The 20880-nt window shown below is 70.2% G+C and carries 13 protein-coding genes and 1 tRNA gene; 7 read left to right on the top strand and 7 right to left on the bottom strand.

The window, feature by feature from the left end; translation table 11 throughout:
• Positions 1–34: 34 nt before the first annotated feature.
• The 3 genes from CYFUS_RS12345 to CYFUS_RS12355 all read right to left on the bottom strand — a co-directional run bounded on the left by CYFUS_RS12345 (position 35) and on the right by CYFUS_RS12355 (position 5657).
• A tRNA-Ser gene (locus CYFUS_RS12345) sits at positions 35–121 on the bottom strand.
• Positions 122–201: 80 nt separating this feature from the next.
• Positions 202–1482, bottom strand: coding sequence for a serine--tRNA ligase (gene serS / locus CYFUS_RS12350; RefSeq protein WP_095985395.1), 1281 nt, complete (start codon positions 1480–1482; stop codon positions 202–204).
• 89 nt (positions 1483–1571) lie between these two features.
• On the bottom strand, positions 1572–5657 hold the full coding sequence (locus CYFUS_RS12355; RefSeq protein WP_095985396.1) for a tetratricopeptide repeat protein: 4086 nt from the start codon (positions 5655–5657) through the stop codon (positions 1572–1574).
• 175 nt (positions 5658–5832) lie between these two features.
• On the opposite strand from CYFUS_RS12355, the gene CYFUS_RS12360 reads away from it, so the two are divergent.
• From CYFUS_RS12360 to CYFUS_RS12370, 3 genes are read left to right on the top strand one after another with little or no spacing between them, the layout of a single operon-like run.
• Positions 5833–7146: a protoporphyrinogen/coproporphyrinogen oxidase gene (locus CYFUS_RS12360; protein ID WP_095985397.1), complete on the top strand. Its 1314-nt coding sequence runs from the start codon at positions 5833–5835 to the stop codon at positions 7144–7146.
• 54 nt (positions 7147–7200) lie between these two features.
• Positions 7201–7911 (top strand): glycosyltransferase family 2 protein, encoded by a 711-nt coding sequence (locus CYFUS_RS12365; RefSeq protein WP_095985398.1) that lies wholly within the window; start codon positions 7201–7203, stop codon positions 7909–7911.
• 38 nt (positions 7912–7949) lie between these two features.
• Positions 7950–8894, top strand: a complete 945-nt coding sequence (locus CYFUS_RS12370; protein WP_095985399.1) for a polysaccharide deacetylase family protein — start codon at positions 7950–7952, stop codon at positions 8892–8894.
• 15 nt (positions 8895–8909) lie between these two features.
• On the opposite strand, the gene CYFUS_RS12375 is transcribed toward CYFUS_RS12370, so the two are convergent.
• Complete coding sequence (locus CYFUS_RS12375; RefSeq protein WP_095985400.1) at positions 8910–11786, bottom strand: serine/threonine-protein kinase; 2877 nt, start codon at positions 11784–11786, stop codon at positions 8910–8912.
• A 189-nt stretch (positions 11787–11975) separates the two neighbouring features.
• A complete protein-coding gene (locus CYFUS_RS12380) occupies positions 11976–12635 on the bottom strand; it encodes a DUF4142 domain-containing protein (RefSeq protein WP_232537520.1) in 660 nt (219 codons plus the stop codon).
• Positions 12636–12845: 210 nt separating this feature from the next.
• Here CYFUS_RS12380 and CYFUS_RS12385 point away from each other — a divergent pair, with 210 nt between their 5' ends.
• Together CYFUS_RS12385 and CYFUS_RS12390 are read left to right on the top strand one after the other, a co-directional pair.
• Positions 12846–13700 carry a lysophospholipid acyltransferase family protein gene (locus tag CYFUS_RS12385; RefSeq protein WP_095985402.1) on the top strand — a complete coding sequence of 285 codons (855 nt, stop codon included), beginning with the start codon at positions 12846–12848 and terminating at the stop codon, positions 13698–13700.
• Positions 13701–13720: 20 nt separating this feature from the next.
• Positions 13721–14665 (top strand): SDR family oxidoreductase, encoded by a 945-nt coding sequence (locus CYFUS_RS12390; protein WP_095985403.1) that lies wholly within the window; start codon positions 13721–13723, stop codon positions 14663–14665.
• Between the two features lie 319 nt (positions 14666–14984).
• Here the strand turns inward: CYFUS_RS12390 and CYFUS_RS51685 are convergent, their stop codons facing one another.
• The gene (locus CYFUS_RS51685) at positions 14985–15404 is read right to left on the bottom strand and encodes a hypothetical protein (RefSeq protein ID WP_232537521.1); all 420 of its coding nucleotides are present in this window, start codon (positions 15402–15404) and stop codon (positions 14985–14987) included.
• 71 nt (positions 15405–15475) lie between these two features.
• Between CYFUS_RS51685 and CYFUS_RS12395 the strand changes: the two genes are divergently transcribed.
• On the top strand, positions 15476–18928 hold the full coding sequence (locus CYFUS_RS12395) for a tetratricopeptide repeat protein (RefSeq protein ID WP_198316557.1): 3453 nt from the start codon (positions 15476–15478) through the stop codon (positions 18926–18928).
• Positions 18929–19306: a hypothetical protein gene (locus tag CYFUS_RS12400; RefSeq protein WP_420042687.1), complete on the top strand. Its 378-nt coding sequence runs from the start codon at positions 18929–18931 to the stop codon at positions 19304–19306.
• 18 nt (positions 19307–19324) lie between these two features.
• Here CYFUS_RS12400 and CYFUS_RS12405 read toward each other — a convergent pair whose 3' ends face one another.
• A complete protein-coding gene (locus tag CYFUS_RS12405; RefSeq protein WP_095985404.1) occupies positions 19325–20719 on the bottom strand; it encodes an MATE family efflux transporter in 1395 nt (464 codons plus the stop codon).
• Positions 20720–20880 lie beyond the last annotated feature (161 nt).

Here is a 20880-nt window from a genome sequence, read left to right on the forward strand (position 1 = left end):
TGCCAGACCTGTCAAAGAACCACGGACAACTAAACGGAGGAGGTAGGATTCGAACCTACGGGAAGCTTTCGCCACCTGCGGTTTTCAAGACCGCTGCCTTCAGCCGCTCGGCCACTCCTCCACGTCGTGGAGCCGCGCGACCCACCGAACTGCGTGGGCCGCCCTTCTACAACATCCGACGCCCATTGCAACAACGTCTTTTCACAAGGGCCGCAGTTCCTTGAGCCCGCCCATGTACGGCACCAGCACCTCGGGGATGACGACGGTGCCGTCCTCGCGCTGATAGTTCTCCAGGATGGCGATGCTCGTGCGCCCCACGGCCAGGCCGCTTCCATTGAGCGTGTGGACGAGCTGCGGCTTGTCCCCCTTCTGGGCACGGAAGCGGATCTTCGCCCGGCGCGCCTGGAAGTCGCCGCAGTCCGAGCAGGAGGAGATCTCCCGGTAGGCTCCCTGGCCGGGCAGCCAGACCTCGATGTCGTACGTCTTCCGGGCGGAGAAGCCCATGTCGCCGGTGCACAGCAGCATCACCCGGTGGTGCAGGCCCAGGCGCCGCAGGATGTCGCACGCGTCGTCCGTCATCTTCTCCAGCTCGTCGAGGCTCGTCTCCGGCGAGGCGAACTTCACCATCTCCACCTTGTGGAACTGGTGCTGGCGGATGAGGCCCCGGGTGTCGCGGCCCGCCGCGCCCGCCTCGGCGCGGAAGCACGGGCTGAAGGCGCAGTAGCGCAGGGGCAGCGCCTCGCCCTCGAGGATTTCATCCGCGTGGTAGTTGGTGACGGGCACTTCCGAGGTGGGTATCAGGAAGCGCTCGGGCTCGCCCGCCGTCTTGAAGGCGTCGTCCTCGAACTTGGGCAGCTGGCCGGTGCCCATCATCGTCTCGCGCAGCACGAGGTAGGGCGGCAGCAGCTCGACGTAGCCCTTCTGGGTGTGCACGTCGATCATGAAGGAGACGAGCGCGCGCTCCAGCCGCGCGAGCGCTCCCTTGTAGAAGGTGAAGCGCGAGCCGGACACCTTCGCGGCGCGCTCGAAGTCCAGCATCCCGAGCTTCTCGCCCAGCTCGAAGTGCTGCTTGGGCGTGAAGGGCAGCTGGGGCTTGTCTCCCCAGATGCGCACCTGCACGTTCTGCTCGGCGCTCGCTCCCTCGGGCACGGACTCGTGCGGGATGTTGGGGATGAGCAGCAGGATGCGGCTGAGCTCCTCCTCCACCTCCTTGAGCCGCGCCTCCTTCTCCTTGATGTTCTGCGACACGGCGCGCATCTCGCCGCGCAGGGACTCCAGCGCCGCCGGATCCTCCTTGGCCTTGCGCTTCATCTCCTCGTTGGCGGCGTTGCGGCGCGCGGAGAGCGACTCCATGGCCACGTAGAGGTCGCGCCGCTCCGACACGAGACTCTTGAAGGGGCCGAGGTCCAGGCTGCCGCCCCGGGATTGCAGCCGGGCGACCACCGCATCGAAGTTCTGCGCGACGTTCTTGAGATCCAGCATGGCGGCGGTTTGTAGTCACCCCACGGCCACCGGGCAAGGCAGGAAGCGCCCGGGCGCCCGGAATAGGACGCCCGGGGGGGACCCCGGGACTACTCGAGGAAGGTGATCTCGTCCTCGATCTCCTTGCGATCCTGCGCGTCGGGCTTGCGCGAGAGGTACTCGCGGAAGGATTTGACGGCGTCCTTCTTCTTGCCCTTCTCCTTGTAGGCGTAGCCCAGGTGGTACCAGCTGTCGGCGTTGTCCGGCGTGGCCACGACGGCCTTGGTGTACCAGTCGATGGCCTTGCCGTACTGGTTCTGCTCGCCCCAGGCACGGCCCAGCTTGTAGTAGAGGCCGGTGAGGCCCGGGTCCGTCTTGAGGGCCTGCTCGTAGGAGCGGACGGCGTCACGCCAGTGCATGGCGGTGAAGTGCGCGTCTCCGATGGAGGCCAGGGTCTGGCTGCTCTTGGGGTTCACCTTGAGCGCCGCCTGGAAGGCCTTGAGGGCGTCGTCGACCTCGCTGCGATCCATGTGGGCATGGCCCAGGGCCTCGTAGGCGTCGAGCCGCTTGGGATCCAGCTCGACGGTCTTCTTCCACGCCTCGATGGCCTCTCCGGGCTGCTTGGCGTCGCGGTAGATCATGCCGAGGGCGAAGTGGTAGTCGGCCCGCTTGGACGCGCGCTCCACCGCGGTCTTCATGTTCTCGATGGCCTGGTCGAACTCGCCGCGCTGGGCCTTCACCTGCGCGAGGTAGAAGTTCGCCTCGGCGTTGGAGGGCTCGAGCTTGAGCGCCTGCGTCAGGTTGGCCTCGGCCTCCTTGAAGCCCGCGGTGGCGTCGTTCTCCTTCTGGGCCTTCCGGGCGGCGACGCCCTTCTCGAAGTTGACGGCGCCCAGGTTGATGGCGAGGCCCACGTCGCGCGGGTCCTGCTTCTTGGCCTGCTCCAGCTCGGCGACGGCCTCGTCCAGCTTGCCCTGGCGCCACATCACCATGCCGCGCTGCAGCCGTCCGCCGGGGAGCGCGTACGGCTGCAGCTCCATCGCCTTGTCGATCTCCTTCTGGGCCTTGTCCAGGTCGCCGGCGAGCAGCGCCATGCGCGACAGTCCCAGGTGGGCCTCGGCCGACTGGGCGTCGAAGCCCACGGCGCGCTCGAACTCCTCCTGGGCCCGCGCGGTGTCCCCCTCGGAGAGCGCCAGCTCGCCCAGGCCCACGTGCACCACGGCGGTCTCGGGCGCCTTGCCGGCGGCCTCCGTGAAGTCCGCCCTGGCCTGCTCCGCGTGGCGCAGGCGCAGGTGGAGCCGACCGCGCGCCACCTGGGCCTCGACGAGCTGGGCGTTGGCCTTGAGGGCACGCGTGTAGTGCTCCTCGGCGGCGCTGTTGCCGCCCTCGGCCTCGGTGATGCGGCCCTGGAGGTACTCGAGGTGGGCGTTGTCCGGGAAGCGCTGGAGCGCCTCGGTCACCTGCGTCTTGGCCTCCTCCATCTTGCCGAGCGTCACCAGGAGCGAGGCGTAGCCATTCACCGCTTCGCTGTCCTCCGGCTCGGCCTTGGCCGCCGTCTCGAAGAAGGGCAGGGCCTCCTCGAACTTGCGCTGGGCCTGGAGCACGTATCCCAGATAGCGCTTGCCCAGGCGGGACTCGGGATCCTTCTCCACGGCGATGCGCAGCTCCTGCTCGGCCTCCGGAATCTTGGCGAGCTGGAAGAGGGCGATGCCCTTGAGGGTGCGGGCGCGCGACAGCTCCGAGGCGCCCATGCCCGCTCCGAGCTTCTCGTCGAGCGCGCGCTCGGCGGCCTCCAAGCCCTTCTGGGGCGCCTGCTTGCGCAGCAGCAGCTCCACCGAGGCCAGCTCCACCGCGGAGATGATGTGCGAGGGGTCCGCCTTGAGCGCGGCCTCGTAGGCCTTGGCCGCCTCGTCCGCCTTGCCTTCCTCCTGGTAGAGGTTGCCCAGGGCATGCTGGGCCTTGGCCAGCTCGGGCTGCCGCTCCACGACCTGCTGGAGCGTCGCGATGGCGTCCTCGTTGCGCTTCTTGGCCGCCTGGGCCTCGGCGAGCAGGAGCGCCACCTCCACGTCGCCCTGGTTGGCGTTGCCCAGGTGCGCGAGCGCCGCGTCCGGATCGCGCTGGCTCAGTGCCGCGCCCGCCCGGTACTTGAGGTACTCGGGGTGCAGCTCGCCCATCAGCTCCAGGTTGCCCTGCTCCTCCTGGGACTGGCAGCGCGACAGCTCACCGCTGTTGGCGGCCGAGTAGCGGCGCTGCAGGTAGAAGATGGACTGGCACCAGAGCGCGCGGACCTCGGGATACTCCTTGTCCGCGAGCACCCGGGCGGTGGCCTCGCGCGCCTGCGTGTAGCCCTGGAGCGAGTCCTGCAACAGCGCCTTGCGCGCGGCCTCCACGTCCGCGTAGCCCTCGGCTCCGGGCTTGATCTGCGCGGGGAAGAACTTCTTCATGCCGAAGACGCCATAGCGCGTGGCGCCGAAGCTCAGCCCCGTGATGATGACCACCACTCCGGCCGCGACGGAGATCACCAGCGGCAGCCGCTTCTTCAGCTTGCCGAGGATGATCTCCGCGCGCGAGGTGCTGTCCACCACGGAGACCTGGGCCATGCGGCCGCCATAGAGCTGATTGATGCGCTCCATGTTGGCGGCGGTGTTGGAGCCCGCGGCCGGAGCGGCCTTGGCGCCGGACTCGGTGGCGGGCGCCGCGGCGGCAGCGGCCGCGGCGGGAGGCGCCGCCGGGCCCTCCATCAGCTTCGCGATGGCCGTGGCGAACAGCGGCACCGTCCCGATGGGTGACCAGCCCTCTCCGTCCGCGGAGACCTCCTCGTTGCCGAGCAGCTGGCCATCCTCGAGCATCTTGACGATCACGCCCTCCTCGAACGGGCCGAAGACCTTGCCCGAGCGGCGGCGCACCTGGAAGCGCTTGACCTGGGGCCGGGCCTTGTTGGCGCTGCCCTTGGCCGCGTCGTCGATGAAGCTGAGCATCTCCAGGCCATCGGCCGAGCCCGTGGTGGGCGGCGGCGGCAGCGGCGCGGAGAGGTCCACTTCGAGATCATCCCCGCCCGCCGGGGGCGGAGCGGAGGGATCGAACTCGAGCGCGTCCGGGATGGACGCGGGCGCCGCCAGCGGAGGCTCCGAGAAGTCGAGGCCCACGTCCATCGAGGCGGGCCCGGACACCATCGGCGCGGAGTAGTCCATGGCGGCCGCGTCGGCCGCGGGAGGCGGCAGGGCGAAGGGGTCCTCCTCCTCGATGACGGCGGCGGCGATGGGCTCCTCGGCCGGCGGGGGTAGGGCGAAGGGATCCTCCTCGACCGGGGCGGAGGCGTACGGATCCGCGGCCGGCGGGGGTGGCAGGGCGAAGGGATCCTCCTCGACCGGGGCGGAGGCGTACGGATCCGCGGCCGGCGGGGGCGGCAGGGCGAACGCGTCGTCGGCGCCCGCGGAGGCGAACCCGTCGTCGGCCGCGGGAGGTGGCGGCAGGGCGAACGCATCCGCTCCGGGTGCGCTCCCGGAGTACGCGCCGAACCCGTCATCGGCGGCGTACGGATCCGCCGCGGGAGGCGGCAGGGCGACGGCATCCTGGGCGTAGGGATCCTGGGCGTACGCGTACGGCTCCTCGGAGGACGCCGGAGGCGGCAGGGCGACGGCATCCTGGGCGTAGGGATCCTGGGCGTACGCGTACGGCTCCCCGGAGGACGCCGGAGGCGGCAGGGCGACGGCATCCTGGGCGTAGGGATCCTGGGCGTAGTCGAAGTCAGAGGCCCCGGGCAGGGGCACGGCGCCCCCCGATGCGTTCAGGGACGGGTCCGAGGTGTACGCGGAGGAAGGCTCGGACGTGCTGATGTCGAAGCCACCCGTGGTGGGGGCGGGCAGCGGGACGGCGGCGGGCGGCTGGTTGTCCCGGTAGGCGGCGGAGGGCAGCGGCATGGCCACCACGCGCGTGGTCTCCGGGTAGTCCTGCCGGGCGTAGTCGTTGGGGGCCGGGCTCACGCGCGATTGGGGCGGCGTGGGGGCGGGCAGCGGAACGGCGGCGGGCGCGCTGGGTCCGGGCAGCGGAATGGCGGCGGGAGTGGGGGGACGCGGCTCCTCGGCCTTGATGGGGAAGGTGTTCTGGCACCGCGCGCACTTGAGCTTCGCGCCCCCCGGTGGGATCCGCTTGTCATCGATGTTGTAATTCGTCTGGCAAGACGGGCACGAGACTTTCATGGGTTTCCTTCAGCGGGGGCCCTCGGACCTGAGCAGCCGGACTCACGCAGCGCCAGCAGGTTACCAGAGGCGTTTTCCAGGCGGCAAAGAACGCGACGTCGGGCGGGTGGCGGTAGGGCAGGCGGGCAGAGGACCCCTTGATGTGGCGCGAGAGGGTGCTAGACCCCTGTTTTCCATGCAACCCATCGTCATCCTGGGCGCGGGCCTCGCGGGGCTCTCGGCCGCGCACTTCCTGCAACATCCCTGGATCCTCGTCGAGAAGTCCGAGCGCGTCGGTGGGCTCATCAAGACCGAGGTGCTCGAGGGGTGCCTCTTCGATGCCACCGGCCACTGGTTGCACTTGAGGGATCCGGAGATCAAGGAACTGGTGAACACCCGCTGGATGCCGGATCAACTCGTGTCCATCCAGCGCAAGGCGGGCATCTTCTCGCGCGGGGTGTTCACCCGCTTTCCCTACCAGGTGAACACCCACGGCCTGCCGCCCGAGGTGGTGGCGGAGAACCTCGTGGGTTACGTGGAGGCCATCTACGGGGAGAAGGGCCGGGAGCTGCGCGAGCGTGAGCCGCGCGACTTCGCCGAGTTCATCCTGCGCTACATGGGGGAGGGGTTCGCCCGGAACTTCATGTTCCCCTACAACAAGAAGCTGTGGACGGTGGACCCCTCGGAGATGTCCGCCGCCTGGGTGGGGCGCTTCGTGCCCCGGCCCACCCTCAAGGAAGTCGTGGACGGGGCGCTGGGCGTGGGCAGCGACGCGTTCGGCTACAACGCCTCCTTCCTCTACCCGCGCGAGGGCGGCATCGAGAGCCTCGCCCGCGCCATGCTCTCCCACCTGAGCGGCGGCGAGGTGCGCGTCGGCCTCGAGCCCACCGCCATCGACTGGAAGGCCCGCGTCGTCACTCTGTCGGACGGGCGTACGCTCGGCTACTCGCAGCTCATCTCCTCCATCTCCCTTCCCGGGCTCGTTCGGCTGCTCGACAAGGGAGGGGCACGCGTGCCGGACGAGGTGCTGGCCGCCGCGGGCCGGCTGCGCGCCACCACGGTCACCTACGTGTGCGTGGCCGCTCGGGGGAAGAACCGCCAGCCCTGGCATTGGATCTACCTGCCCGAGCCCGAGTTCCACGCGTACCGCATCGGCTCGCCCTCGGCGGTGTACGCGCCCCTGGCCCCTCCGGATACCGCCACCTTCTCCGTGGAGTACAGCCACCACGGCGAGCTGTCCCTGGATCGCGCCGAGGCGCTCGCGGTGGAGGACCTGGTGCGCTCGCGGATGGTGCACTCGGCGGACGAGCTGCTCTTCACCCGCGCCCGGGAAATCCCCCACGCCTACGTCATCTACGACGAGGCCTATGGACCGGCCAAGGCGGAGATCCTCCGCTTCCTGGAGCACGCGGGCATCCTCCCCGCCGGGCGCTACGGCCAGTGGGAGTACTCCTCCATGGAGGACGCCATCCTCGCCGGAAGGTCCTGCGCCCGGCGCATCAATGGTTGACGGTGGTTGACGGTCGACGGACCCCCGGGGGCGTGCTACGTCGCTCGCCCGGTCATGGCCCCGTACCTCTCCATCGTCATCCCCGTCTACAACGAGGCATCCATCGTCGCCTCCGCCGCGGCGGAGCTCACGCAGGGCCTGGATGCGCGCGGTTGGGACTACGAAATCATCTTCGCGGAGAATGGCTCGCGCGACGCCACGCCGCGCATCCTCCAGGACATGTGCGAGGAGAACCCGCGGCTGCGCTGGTTCCACTCGGAGCGGCCCAATTATGGCGTGGCGCTCAAGGCGGGCATCCAGCAGGCGCGCGGCACCTACGTCTTCTGCGACGAGATCGATCTGTGCGACCTGAGCTTCTATGACGCCGCCCTGCCCCTGCTGGAGAAGGGGGGCGTGGACATGGTGGTGGGCTCCAAGGCCGCCAAGGGCGCGAGCGATGAGCGGCCCCTGGTGCGCCGGCTCGCCACACGGGTGCACAACGGACTGTTGCGCGTGGTGCTGGACTTCCAGGGCACGGACACCCATGGCCTGAAGGCCTTCCGGCGCGAGGCGCTCCTGCCCGTGGTGGCCCAGTGCGTGGTGGACATGGACGTGTTCGCCAGCGAGTTCGTCATCCGCGCCTGGCGCCAGGGGCTGCGCGTGGTGGAGATCCCCATCAAGCTGCACGAGAAGCGTCAGCCCTCCATCCACCTCTTCAAGCGCGTGCCCAACGTGCTCAAGAACGTGGGCAAGCTCGTCTACGTCATCCGCATCCGCGGCACCTGACGCCCCGAGCGTCCCCGAAGTCCCCAGGAGGCACGCGCATGGCGCCGCGGCTCGCATCCATCTCCGTCGATCTGGACTCCCTGCCGCACTACTGCCGCATCCACGGACTGCCCGAGTCGCTGCTGGACGCGCGCGCCCGGAGGCTCGTCTACGCCACGGCGGTGCCCCGGCTGCTCGAGCTGCTCGCCCGGGTGGGCGTGCCCGGAACGCTCTTCGCCATTGGCGAGGACGTGGCGGGAGACGCGCTGGCCGCCGGGGTGTTGCGCGAGGCGCGCGCGGTGGGCGTGGAGGTGGCCAGTCACAGCTACTCGCATGACTACGCGCTGACGCGCCGCTCGCCCGACGCCATCCGCGAGGACCTGCGGCGCGCGGACGAGGTGCTCGAGGCGGCCACGGGAGTGCGTCCGGTGGGCTTTCGCGCCCCGGGCTACACGCTCAACGCGGCCCTGTACGCGGCGATGGTGGAGCGGGGCTACCGCTATGGCTCCTCGGCGTTCCCCGCCACCCCGTACTACGCGGCGAAGGCGGCGGTGATGGGGGCGCTGGCGGTGCTGCGGCGTCCCTCGCGGGCGGTGCTGGACTCGCCCCGGGTGTTGCTCGCGCCGCGCACGCCCTACTGGCCGGATCCGGCGCGGCCCTACACGCGTGGCGCGGGCGCGGTGTTGGAGTTGCCGATGACGGTGGTGCCCGGCGTGCGCTTCCCCTTCATCGGCACCTTCGTCACCACGCTGCCCCTGCTGGCCGTCGAGGCCGCCTGGCGGGCCTGTCACGAGGACGTCTTCTTCAACCTGGAGCTGCACGCGGTGGACGTGCTGGACGCGGACGATGGCATTCCGCCCGAGCTCGTGCGCCAGCAGCGGGATCTGCGCGTGCCCACCTCGCGCAAGCTGGAGCGGCTGCGCACGATCTTCCAGTGGCTCCGGGCCGATCGCGACGTGGTGACGCTGCGGGATGCGGCCGTCCAGCTCGCCCCCACCGTGTAGCCGCGTCGGACGTCCTCAGGGCACGGGGCTGGCCACCGGGTCCCCCGGGGCCTTGTTCCCGGGGGCGCCCTCGCGTGCCCGCTCCAGCAGTGCGCGCAGCTCGGCGCGGCGCGGCTCGGGAGACAGACTCAGGGCGCGTTCGAGCAGGGGAATGGCCTCGGCGCCATGCTTCATGCGCACCAGCAGCTCGCCCAGGTGGGTGAGCGAGGCCGCGATCGAGGGGTGTCCGGGCCGCAGCGCCTTCTGCTGGATGGCCAGCGCGCGCTCGTAGTGCGCCCGGGCCTCGGCATGGCGGCCCATGTCCGCGAGCAACTGGCCCAGCTCGTCGAGGGTCTGGGCCACGTCCGGGTGGTCGGCGCCCAGGGCCTTCTCACGAAGGGCGAGTGCGTGCTCGAGGTGGGTGCGAGCCTCGGCGTAGCGGCGGAGTTTCCGCAGGGCCCCGCCCAGGTTGGTCAGGGGCATGGCCAGGTCGGGGTGCTCGGGGCCCAGCAGCTTGCGCCGGAGGGCGAGCGCGCTCTCCTGCATCGCGAGCGCCTCGGAGTAGCGCCCGAGTTGGGTGAGTGCCACACCGAGGTTGGTGAGGGAGGAGGCGACGTCGGGGTGCTCGAGCCCCAGGGTCTTCTTGCGGATGGCCAGGGCGTGCTCGTACATGTCCCGGGCCTCCTCATGGCGGCCGAGCTCCGAGAGCACCGTGCCGAGGTTGCTGTAGGACTGCGCGACGAACGGGTGGTCCTTGCCCAGGGTCTTGCGGCGCAGCTGCAACGCATGGTCGTACGAGGCGCGCGCCTGCTCGAACTGGCCCATCTCCGCGAGCACGATGCCGAGGTTGTTGTACGAGGCGGCCACCAGGGGGTGCTCGGGTCCCAGCACCTTCTGGCGCAGGGCGAGTGCGTGCTCGTGCTTCTGCCGGGCCTCTTCGTGCCGGCCCATGCGCTGGTAGGTGACGGCCTGGGTGTTGAGCGCTTCGGCGCGTGTTTCGTCGTCGTCCGCGCAGTCCACGGCGGACTCCAGCGCCAGCATCAGGCCCATGGCCTCCGGGTAGCGTCCCTGCCTCCAGCCCACCTGCCGCACGAGCACCGTCCACGCCTGGGCCACCAGCACGAGGTCCTTGCTCTTCGCGGCGAGGGGAATGGCCTGGCGCGCCAGGTCCTCGGCGTCCGCGTACTTCCCGACGGAGTCCTTGATCTTGGCCATCTGGTGGTAGGCCTGCGCTCGGAGGTGGGGGTAGCCCACCTGCTCCACCTCCCGCAGCCACTCGGTTCCGGATTCCAGCGCCTCACCATATTGAGCCGCCTTGCGCAGTGTCTCCAGCCGTTCCATCCGTGCTTGCAACGCCTCCACCCGGGCCCGCAGCGCGGGTTCCTCGGGAGGCGGTACGGCCGCCGACATCGCCTTGCTATCCGTGCAGATCTCCAGGGGCGACAGGGAGCGTGCGGCGGTCTCGGCCTGGGCCAGATGCTCCGCGTCCATGTCACGCGTGAGCACCTCCGTCGTGAGGACGCGCAACTGTTCGCGTCTGCGCTCCAGGCATTCCGTTCCCCGCGGCACCCAGGCGGGTGGGGGCTGCTCGGCTCCCTTGCTGCACACCTCGCCGCGCAGCTTCACCCACTGGGCGGAGTAGCCATCGAGCAGCTCCGCCACGCGCGTGAAGCTCTCCTGGGCATGCGGCAGGCGGGTGTTCAGGATGGCCTGCCGCACCCGCTTGCGCACGCCGCTGTCCCAGACGCCATGGAGCTGGCGCTCCAGGAGCGCGCACTGGGTCTGCTGCTTGGTGAGCGTCACCACGGCGCTGACGAGCAGTACGAACAAGGTCGCTATCAGGGAGGCCGCGAGCACCACGCGCTTGCGCAACCGGCGCCGCACCTCGGGATCGTCCTCCAGCTCCGCGACGAGGGCCCGCATGGACTCGGGACGTTGCGTGGGGTCGGCCCGCAGGCCCTGCATCAAGGGGCGCTCCACCCACGCGGGCACCGGCGAGTTCATGGGCGGTGGCCGCGCGCGGCCCTCGCGCTGGTTCTGGATGGACTCGGCCTGGGTGGTGCCCGCGAAGGGGTGCTGTCCGTAGATCGCCTCGTAGAGGGCCACGCAGAAGGCGAACACGTCACTGCGGGCATCGGCCGCCTCACCGCGCAGCAACTCGGGGGCCATGTAGCGCGGCGTGCCCAGCAGCGTGCCGTGCAGGGTGAGGGGGCTGTCCAGGGCGCCTGGAGGCAGTGAGAGATTCCGGGGAGTCTCGGACATGGGGGAGGCCGCGGCGCGTGCCAGGCCGAAGTCCGTCACCCGGGCCCGCTCGTCCCGGCCCACCAGGACGTTCTCGGGTTTGAAGTCGCGGTGGACGAGCCCCGCCTCGTGCGCGGCCGCCAGTCCATGTCCGGCGCCCAGGTACACCGTGAGGATGTCGCGCCAGGAGCGCGGGGCCTGCTCGCACCAGTGTCGCAGCGTCTGCCCCTCCACGCGCTCCATGGCGATGAAGATGGCGCCATCCTCGATGGTTCCGACGTCGTAGACGGCCACCACGTTGGGGTGGGAGAGGCGGGCCATGGCCTGGGCCTCGCGCACCATGCGGGCCTCGAGGTCCTCCTGGGGGCGGATGGCGTCCGTCTCGCGGCGCAGCAGCTTGAGGGCCACGCACCGGTCCAACCGCGCGTCGTACGCGGAGACCACCACGCCCATGCTCCCGCGGCCGAGCACCTGGAGCACGGTGTAGCGGTTGGCGAGAATCTGTCCGGCCACCACGGGCAGGGGCTCCATGGGGGGCGAGGCGGGAGGCGGGGCCGTCCGGGGATTCAGGTCGATGACGTCCCGGATGACGGTCCGGACGAGGGTGGCGTCTTCCTCGAACGCGCCAGTGCTCGCAGCACCGCCCCCCCGCGGTGGAGCCTCGTCACTCATGTGCCTGTCTCCCTTCGGCTCCGCGCCGTGATGGGCAGGCACTCATATCCTGGATGGGTGGCGCGTCGACAGGGGAGGTTCCTGGGATGCCCTGGAAGCGGGCGGGCGGGGCCGGTGGAGTCCCGGGACGGCGACACCCGCCCCTGGATGGAGCGGGTGGGCCGGAAGCCTCCCCTCGACGAGCTGGGCTCAGCCGCCGATGAAGCCCTTCAGGGTGCTGATCTGCCGCTGGTGGCCCTGCAACACGGGCGCGGTCCTGCTGAGCAGCAGGGCCAGGGACGTGTCGTCGTGGTAGTCACGCAGGCCCTCGTCGACGAGGTCCCTGCCGCGCTCCTGGTCCTTGCCCACCTGCTTCAGGAATTCCTGGTCGAACTGGGCGCCGCTGCGGCTCGCCAGCTCGTCGCGCCGCTCGACGAAGTGGCGCACCTGCTTGTCGACCTTCTTGTCGTGGGCCTTCATGCCCTTGTGCGCGCCCTTCTCCGCGCCCTCCCAGCCGGCGCCGCCCGTGGCCGTGCCCTGCATGGACAGGTCCACCCTGGCCAGCGAGAACGCCTGGGCGCGTGCCAGCGTGTGCAGGTCGCTCAAGTGGTTCTCATGATCCCGGACGAGTTGTTGGGCGAAGCGCCGCACCTCGGGGTTGGACGAGCGCTCCATGGCCAGCCGGCCCAGGGCGATCTGCTCCTGGTCCAGGAGGGCGAGCTGGTCGGCGAAGCGGACCTTCTCGGCGAACGCCTGGCCCACCATCTCCCCTCGTTCCCGAGCGGCCTTCTCCGCGTCATGAGCACATCCCGCGCCCATTCCCAACGCCACCACCAGGCCCATACCGCACAGCATCCGCCTCGTTCGCATTCGTTTCTCCTTGGTTGGAGGGTCCCGGGAAAACTGGGGAGGGTGTCCGGGGCCTACAAGCGCCAGGGCGGGCAGGGGAGCGGGCCCCTGCCTCGTGCCGGGGAGCAGGGCGGCCGTGGGGCATGTCCGGTGCGAACACTTCTTCACTCGGACGACGCGTGTGACGTCTTCCCCTCCCGGTGCGGAAGGCGATGGTGTAGACAGCCCTCCATGCTCGAGCAGCTCGGCGACAAGGTGAAGCAGGGGCTCCGGGAGTGGACGGAGCGCATGGTGGGCCCGGCGCGTGAGGGGCGCTTGAAGGAACTGGCGCGCGGCGACCACGAGTACGGGGTGGATCCCTTCGGATTCAACCTCGACTACAGCCTGTCGGCGCTCGCGCCGTTCGTGTGGCTCTATCGCCACTACCACCGGGTGGAGGTGTCCGGCATCGAGAAGCTGCCCAGGGGCCGCGTGCTGCTCGTGTCCAACCACTCCGGCCAGCTGCCCATGGATGGCGCCATGATTGGCGTGTCCCTGCTGCTGGAGGCCGATCCCCCGCGCCACGTGCGCAGCATGGTGGAGAAGTGGGTGCCCACGCTGCCCTATGTCTCCACGTTCATGGCCCGGGTGGGGCAGATCGTCGGCACGCCCGAGAACTGCCGCCGCCTGCTGGAGTCCGAGGAGGCCATCCTCGTCTTCCCCGAGGGCACGCGCGGTCTGGGCAAGCTGTGGCCCCAGCGCTACCAGCTCCAGGAGTTCGGCCTGGGCTTCATGCGTCTGGCCCTGGAGACGAACACGCCCATCGTCCCCGTCGCCGTGGTGGGCGCGGAGGAGCAATCCCCCGCCCTGATGGACCTCAAGCCCGTGGCCCGGCTGCTCGGCTTCCCCTCCTTCCCCGTCACCGTCACCGGCCTGCCCTTGCCGCTGCCCACCAAGTACCGCATCTACTTCGGGGAGCCCCTGCGCTTCACCGGCCGCGCGGACGACGAGGACAGCGAGCTGGACAAGAAGGTCCGCACCGTGAAGACCGCCATCCAGACCATGCTCAACCAGGGACTCAAGGAGCGCCAGGGCGTCTTCTGGTAGGCCGCCCGGCCCCGTGCGCCATGAATCAGGATCCTTCCAAGAGACCGGCCGTCGTCGTCACCGGCATCAGCGGCAACCTGGGCCGGACACTCGCCAAGTTGCTGCACAAGCACGAGCGCATCATCGGCATCGATCGGCGCCCCTTCGCGGGCCGGCCGAAGGACGTCGAGATGCACCAGCTGGACCTGCGCAAGAAGAAGGCGGAGGACGTCTTCCGCAAGAACGAGATCCGCGCGGTCATCCACATGGGCATCATGCACGACCCGCGCATGAGCGAGGAGGAGCACCACTCCTTCAACGTGGTGGGCACCACGCGGCTGCTCGAGTACTGCGCCAAGTACGGCGTGCCCAAGGTGGTGGTGCTCTCCTCGGCCAACGTCTACGGCCCGAGCCCGGACAACTCCAACTTCCTCACCGAGGACGCGCCGCTCATGGCGGCCAGCCGCTTCTCGGGGGTGCGCGACCTCATCGAGGTGGACATGCTCGCGCACAGCTTCTTCTGGAAGCACCCCCACATCCAGACCGTCATCCTGCGGCCCGTGCACATCGTCGGCCCCACCATCAAGAACGCGCCGAGCAACTACCTGCGGCTGCGCCACCCGTGGGTGATGGCGGGGTTCGATCCGATGGTGCAGCTCATCCACGTGGAGGACGTGGCGCGCGCCATGGTGGAAGCCGCCCTGCGCCCCGAGCCCAAGGGCGTCTACAACGTGGTGGGCCCGGGCGAGGTGCCCCTGTCCTCCATCCACCGCGAGCTCAAGCGCGAGCCCATCCCCGTGCCGCACCTGGTGGCCCGTCCGCTGCTCGGGGTGCTCTTCAAGTACCGGCTGGCCAACTTCCCCCCACCCGAGTTGGATCACATCCAGTTCCTGTGCAACGTGGACGGCGCCCGCTGGCGCCAGGACGTGGGCTGGCAGCCCCAGCACTCCATGCGCGAGACCATCCGCTCCGTCCTCGGGGAGTAGCCGCCCCTCCCCTGACATGTCTGTCAGGGGGACTTCCCCCTCGGCCCCCTTGGGAATGCGGACATGGATGTCAGGCACCTGTGTTTTTCGTGACTCAGCCGGTTCCCCCTGTCCCGCCCAACCCCTTGAATTTCCAGCAGTGGGGGGTGCACGGGGGCATGGCACCCCGATTGCTTTAGTACCGGAACGAGAAACGCGGTGAGGGCGGGCCTCGAATGCCCCTCACGTCGCGAACCTGGTCAGGAAGTTCCATGGGGGAACTTCCGACGCCCACCGCCTCGGCCGGCCCCGGGACGGTGGGCGTTTTTTTTGCCCGCGCTCAGGGCAGCGCGCCGTCGAAGGGACCTCCGGTCTGCTTCTCCAGCAGCCACTTGCCGTCCCGGTAGACGAACTCCGAGGTGACCTGCTCCTCCTTCACCGACACCGAGGGCAGGCGCGTCCAGCGCAGGCGACTGGTGACACGCGCCCGCTGTCCTTCCTCCAGCAGCTCGACGCCCTCGATTTCGTAGTCGGTGACGTCCAGGTCCTTCTCGTCGTTGTTTTCCCGGAGGGCCTTCTCGAAGTCCTTCTGGCGCTCGGGCACGACGTACCGGCTGGCGAACCGGTAGTCCTTCCAGCGCACCCGCTGGTGGAAGGCATCCACCGTGGGGCTCAGGGTCTCCAGGTCATACTTCTTCTTCGTGTGGGCGCATCCCCCACCCAGGCAGAGCGCGAGGAGCATGGCAAGCAGGCGATTCACCCGAAGGACGCTAGCACCCAATATCGGGGGGGCGAAACGCACGGGGGCGCGATGATATGTTCCGCCACCGCATGGCCAAATCGTTGGTGGAGCGGTACGAGCAACTCCTCGCCCAGGATCCCACGTCGTCGGTCTTCGTGGAGCTGGCCAAGGCATTGATCGCCAAGGGCGAGCATGCGCGGGCCATTACCGTTTGCGAGCAGGGCATCTCCCATCATCCGCAGTCGGTGACGGGGCGCGTGTTGTGGGGCAAGGCCCTCATCTTGATGGGACGCCCCGCGGAGGCGATGGCGCAGTTCGATCAGGCCGTGACGATCGACAAGGAAAACCCGCACGCCTACAACCTCATCTCCGAGGTGTTGTTGCAGCGGGGCCTGTACCGCTCGGCACTGCCCATCCTGCGCAAGGCGCTCGCGCTGCAGCCCAACGACGCCCGCGTGCGCGGGTGGATGGAGCAGGCCCAGGCCGCGCTCGCCGGCGGTCCCGCCCCGGCCTTTGGTGACCTGAGTGCCCTGGACGCTCCGGCCGAGGAGCCCCCCGCCGAGGAGTCCCCCGCCGGGGCGACGGCCACCGCCCCGGACACGGCGTCGGAGGAGAAGACCGAGCTCGTCGCGGCCGCCGACGCGTCCGCGCCCGCCACCGAGGCGCGGGCCGCCCCCGCGCCGGAGATGCCGCTGCTGGAGCTGGCGGCCGATGACGAGGCGAGTGCTCCCCAGCCCGCGTCTCCGCCCCCACCCCCGGCGGAGGCCCTCGTCCCCGGGACCATCGAGCTGCAACTGCCCTTCGACGAGGAGGCACCGCTCGTCGCGGACGAGGAGCCACCGGCCGTCGCGGCGCAAGCGGCTCCGAGCGGCGACGCGGACGAGGCGCCTGCCGTGGAGGCCGCCGCCGTCGAGGAAGAAGGTGGATTGCTCGCGGACCTGCCCCCGCTGGCGCCGCCCCCGCTCAAGTCCCCGGAGCCCGAGGCCGCGGCCCCCACCGAGGAGCCGGTCCCCGTCGACGCGCGCCCGGGTGACACGGGCTCGCGGCGGGGCCTGCTCGGGGAACTGCCCGAGGTGGCCGCGGTCAAGCCCCGCGTGCCCGCGCCGGCCGCGGCTCCGGCGCCCAAGGCCGCCGTCCCGGACATGGCGGCCCAGGTCGCCGCCTACGAGAAAGAGCTGCGCGCGAAGCTGCTGCCCCAGGTCTCGGGCTCGTGGATCTCCGCGCGCGCGCTCAAGGGGATCGCGGCGGTGGGCGTGGTGGTGTTGGCGTGCGGCGTGTTGCTCGTCGTCCGGGCCAAGCAGGGAGGCCAGGCGCTCATCGCCGCGTTGGATCGCACCTCGCTCCTGCTGCAGAAGGACACGGAGAGCTCGCGCCGGGACGCGCTCAAGCTGTTGTCCCAGGTGACCGCGCTGGAGTCGGACAACACCCGCGCCTGGGCCCTGTCGGCCGAGGCCCATGCGTTGCGCCATGCCGAGAACGGCGACGCACAGGAGCGCGCCGAGGCGCTCGCCGCGATCGATCGTCCCGGCGTGCGCGCCGAGCAGCCGGCGCTCGCCCTCGTCGTGGACGCGCTGGTGGCGGATGCGAAGAGCCGGGACTCCGCCAACCGGGCCTTGCTGAGCGCCACCGTGCGGAGCTCGGAGATCGAGGCCCTGGCCGCCGAGGCGCTGCTGGCGCGTGGCCAGTCGAAGGACGCGCTGGATCGCCTCTCGCGCTCGCTGAAGCTGTCGCCCCGCAACGTGCGCGCCCTGGTGACGCTCGGTGAGTACTACCGGGACGCGGAGGATCCGGTGAATGCCCTGCGCCTGTTCTCCGCCGCCACGAAGCTCGCCCCGGATCACCCCGTGGCGCGGCTGGGGGTCGCGGAGAGCCAGTGGGTGCTTGGCCAGGAGCTGGAGCAGGCGCTGGCGGACGTGCAGGCGCTGGCCGAGGACGGGACCGTGCCGGCCTCCGAGAAGGAGCGCCTGCGGCTGGTGCATGGCCGGTTGCTGACGGAGCGCGGCAAGGCGCGGGAAGCACGGACCCTGCTCGCCGAGGGCGCCCAGGGGCCGCTCGCGCGCGACATCCTGCTGGCGCTGGGCGAGGCGAACCGGGCGTCCGGGGACATGGTCGCGGCGCAGGGCTCCTTCGAGCAGGCCTTGAAGCTCTCGCCCGACAGCGAGGCCGCGAAGGTGGGCCTGGGCCGGACGCTGCTGGACCGGGACCGCGAGCGCGAGGTGCTCACCCGGGTGGAGGGGGAGGGCCGTCACGTGGCGCTGGTGCGGGCCGCGGCGTACACGAAGCTGGGCGACTGGAAGCGCGCCCGGTTGGAGCTGGCGCACACGCGCGTGGAGTCGCGCTATCCCGCCGAGGCCATCGTCTACATGGCCCGCGCGGATGCCGCCGAGGGTGAGCGTGACCGGGCGCAGGTGGCGCTGGAGAAGACGCTCGCGGCGGCCAGGCGCGAGCGCGCCGGGGTGCGCACGGCGCTGGCGTTGATGCAGTGGCAGGACAAGGCCCCGGACAAGGCGGGTGGCCTGTTGGAGACGGCCATGGCGGAGGACGCGCGCAACTACGAGGCCGCGTGCGCGCTGGGCCGGCTGCGCCTGTCCCAGGGTCTGCCGGACGTGGCGCTCAAGCCGTTGAATCAGGCGCTGGAGCGCAACACCTCCCACGGCGAGGCACGCGAGGCGCTCGGCCGTTCCCTGCTGTTCCTGGGCAAGCCCTCCGAGGCGCTCCAGCAGTTCGACACGTGGCGGCTCGACAACCCGGAGGCCGCGGGAGCCCACAAGGGCGCCGCGATGGCGCTCTTCCACACGGGGAAGATGAAGGACGCCGAGGCCTCCTCGGCGCGCGCGGTGAAGCTGGCGGCGGGCGATCCGGAGGCCCATCGCGTGCGCGCGGACATCCTCTTCTCCCTGGGCGACACCAAGGGCGGCTTCGGCGCCCTGGAGAGCGCCAACAAGCTGGACAACAAGGCGCCGGAGACCTTCTGCGCCATCGCTTCCGCCTTCCTGCGCCAGGGGCTGGAGGACAACGCCGACAAGGCCTTCGAGGCGGCGCGGCGCGAGGGGCCCGACACCGTGTGTGGCCAGATTGGCGAGCACTGGGTGAAGGACTCGGGAGGGCGCACGGCGGCCAAGGCGCTGCAGGAGATCACGAAGAAGGCGCTCACGCCCTGGGACAAGGCGTTCGCCCAGTCGGCCATGGCGCGGGTGCTGCTGACCGCCGGTGCCACCAAGGAGGCGCGCGAGGCGGCGAACGAAGCGGTGCGGCTGGAGCCCTTCTCCGGACGCGCCCACCTCGTCCTGGGCCAGGTGGCGCTCAAGCAGCGCGAGGAGGCCGTGGCGCTCCAGGAGCTGTCGCGCGCGGTGGAGCTGGAGCCCGTGGATGGTCCGGCGTGGCTGTCCCTGGGTGATGCGCTCGCGCGTCAATCCGCGGAGACGCCGCGCGCCATCCAGGCCTATCAGACGTTCTTGAAGCTCGCGTCGGCCTCGCCCGAGGCGGGTCGGGTGCGCAAGGCCCTTCCGGTCCTCATGCGCCGTAGCAAGGGAGGCCGTTAGGTGGCGACCTCGTCGACTCCTCCGCCGCTGCCGCTCATGCGCATCATGAGTGGCAATGCCTTCCTGCTGTCCATCCTCTACCTGCTGGTGGGGATCGGGGTGGAAGCGGCGCGGCGGCTGCGGCCCTCGTCTTTCGTCATGCGGCTGTCCCTGTCGCTCGACTCGCTGCCGGCCCGGGCGCTGGAACTGGTGGGGCTGATGGAGCCGCTGCGCGAGGCCTACTTCGCTGGCCGCATCACCGAGGCCGTGCTGCGCCTCGTCTTCAGCACCACCACCATCGGCATCATCTTCCTGCTCGCCGTGGGCGTGGGGTTGCTCATGGGGTCGCTGCGCGGCTTCCTGCTGCGCCAGGCCGCGCGGCGCTCGTCGTCGAGGTGAGGCGCGGCTCCGGCGGGCTCACCCGCCGAGGGCCACCGCGACGGCCTCTTCCTGGGACTCCACGAGCGATTTCTTCTCCCAGGCGCGGCTCCTCCAGCGGAACCAGAAGATGATGCCGCGCGTCCACTCGTCCGCCGCGATGGCCAGCCAGATGCCGGGCAGTCCCAACTGGAGCTTGAAGACGAGCAGATAGCCCAGCGGCAGGCTCATGCAGACCATGGAGACGAAGGCGATGTAGACGGCGAACTGCGCGTCGCCCGCGGCGCGCAGGGAGTTGACCAGGACGAGGTTGAAGGAGCGTCCGGACTCCAGCAGCAGGCTCAGCAGGAGGACCCGCGAGGTGAGCTGGAGGATGTCCGCGTTGGCCGTGAACAAGCCCACCACCGGCTGGCGCAGCAGGATGACGAGCAGATCCACCAGGACGGTGATCGTCACGGCCCACTTCAAGCTCTCCAGGGCGCGCCGGTAGGCCTCGTCCGGCCGGTGGGCCCCCACCATTCGCCCCACCAGGATGGCCGTTCCCGTTCCAATCGCGAGGCTGAACAGGAAGATGTATTGGGAGATGGCCATGGCGTACTGCCGGGAGGCGATGGCCGTGGGTCCGAGGAACGTGACGTAGTACAGGAACACCGTCTGGCAGGACTGGTAGGTGAACTGCTCGATGCCGGCGGGCACGCCCACCTTGAGCAGCTTGCGGCTGTACTCGCGCGAGAACGTCACGTAGTCGCGCGCCGCCATCCGCACGTCCATCACCCGGTAGAGCATCCACACGAAGACGACGAGCGCGGCGGCGCGGCTCACCCCGGTGGAGACCGCCGCCCCCGTCACCCCCCACGCCGGCAGTCCGAAGTGGCCGAAGATGAGCGCGTAGTTGCACACCACGTGCAGCACGTTCATCCCCAGCGACACGTACATGGATTGCCGCGTGAAGCCGTAGGTGCGGATGAGGGCGGAGACGACGTTGATGAGGGCCTGCAGGAAGATGAATCCGCCCGCGATGTGGATGTACGCCCGCGCCTGGGCCAGCACCGTGCCCTGCAGGTTCATGTGGGTCAGGATGAAATCGCTGAGCGACAGCAGCGCCGCGCTCACCACGAGCCCGAGCATCAGGTTCATGGTGATGGCCAGGGCGGAGATGCGGGCGGCCTCGGCGCTCCTGCGCGCCCCGAGGTACTGCGCCACGACGATGGAGGCGCCTTGGCTGATGACGTTCATGATGAGGATGCACAGGGCGATGTACTGATTGACCACGCCCACCGCGGAGACGGCCTCGTCCGAGACGCCGCTGAGCATGAGCGTGTCCGACGTGACCATCAGCATGAACAGCATCATTTCCAGGAAGATGGGCCAGGTCAGGCGGAACAGTCCCAGCGTGGGCTGCGCCGGGGCTTCCGTTCGATGCGGTGCGTCCATGCCCCGGCATGTCGCACGCCGCGCGAGGACTGTCGAGCGTCGGTCGGACGCCCGCTCAGCCGCTCATGAGCGAGGGCGTACCGTTGAGGCCATAATTTTACTGTGTGTCTTCAGGGACGGGTGGAGCCCCGGCTCCTGGGCCAATCCAAGACAGTGGATGT

It is taken from the genome of Cystobacter fuscus (assembly GCF_002305875.1).
GTDB lineage: Bacteria > Myxococcota > Myxococcia > Myxococcales > Myxococcaceae > Cystobacter > Cystobacter fuscus_A.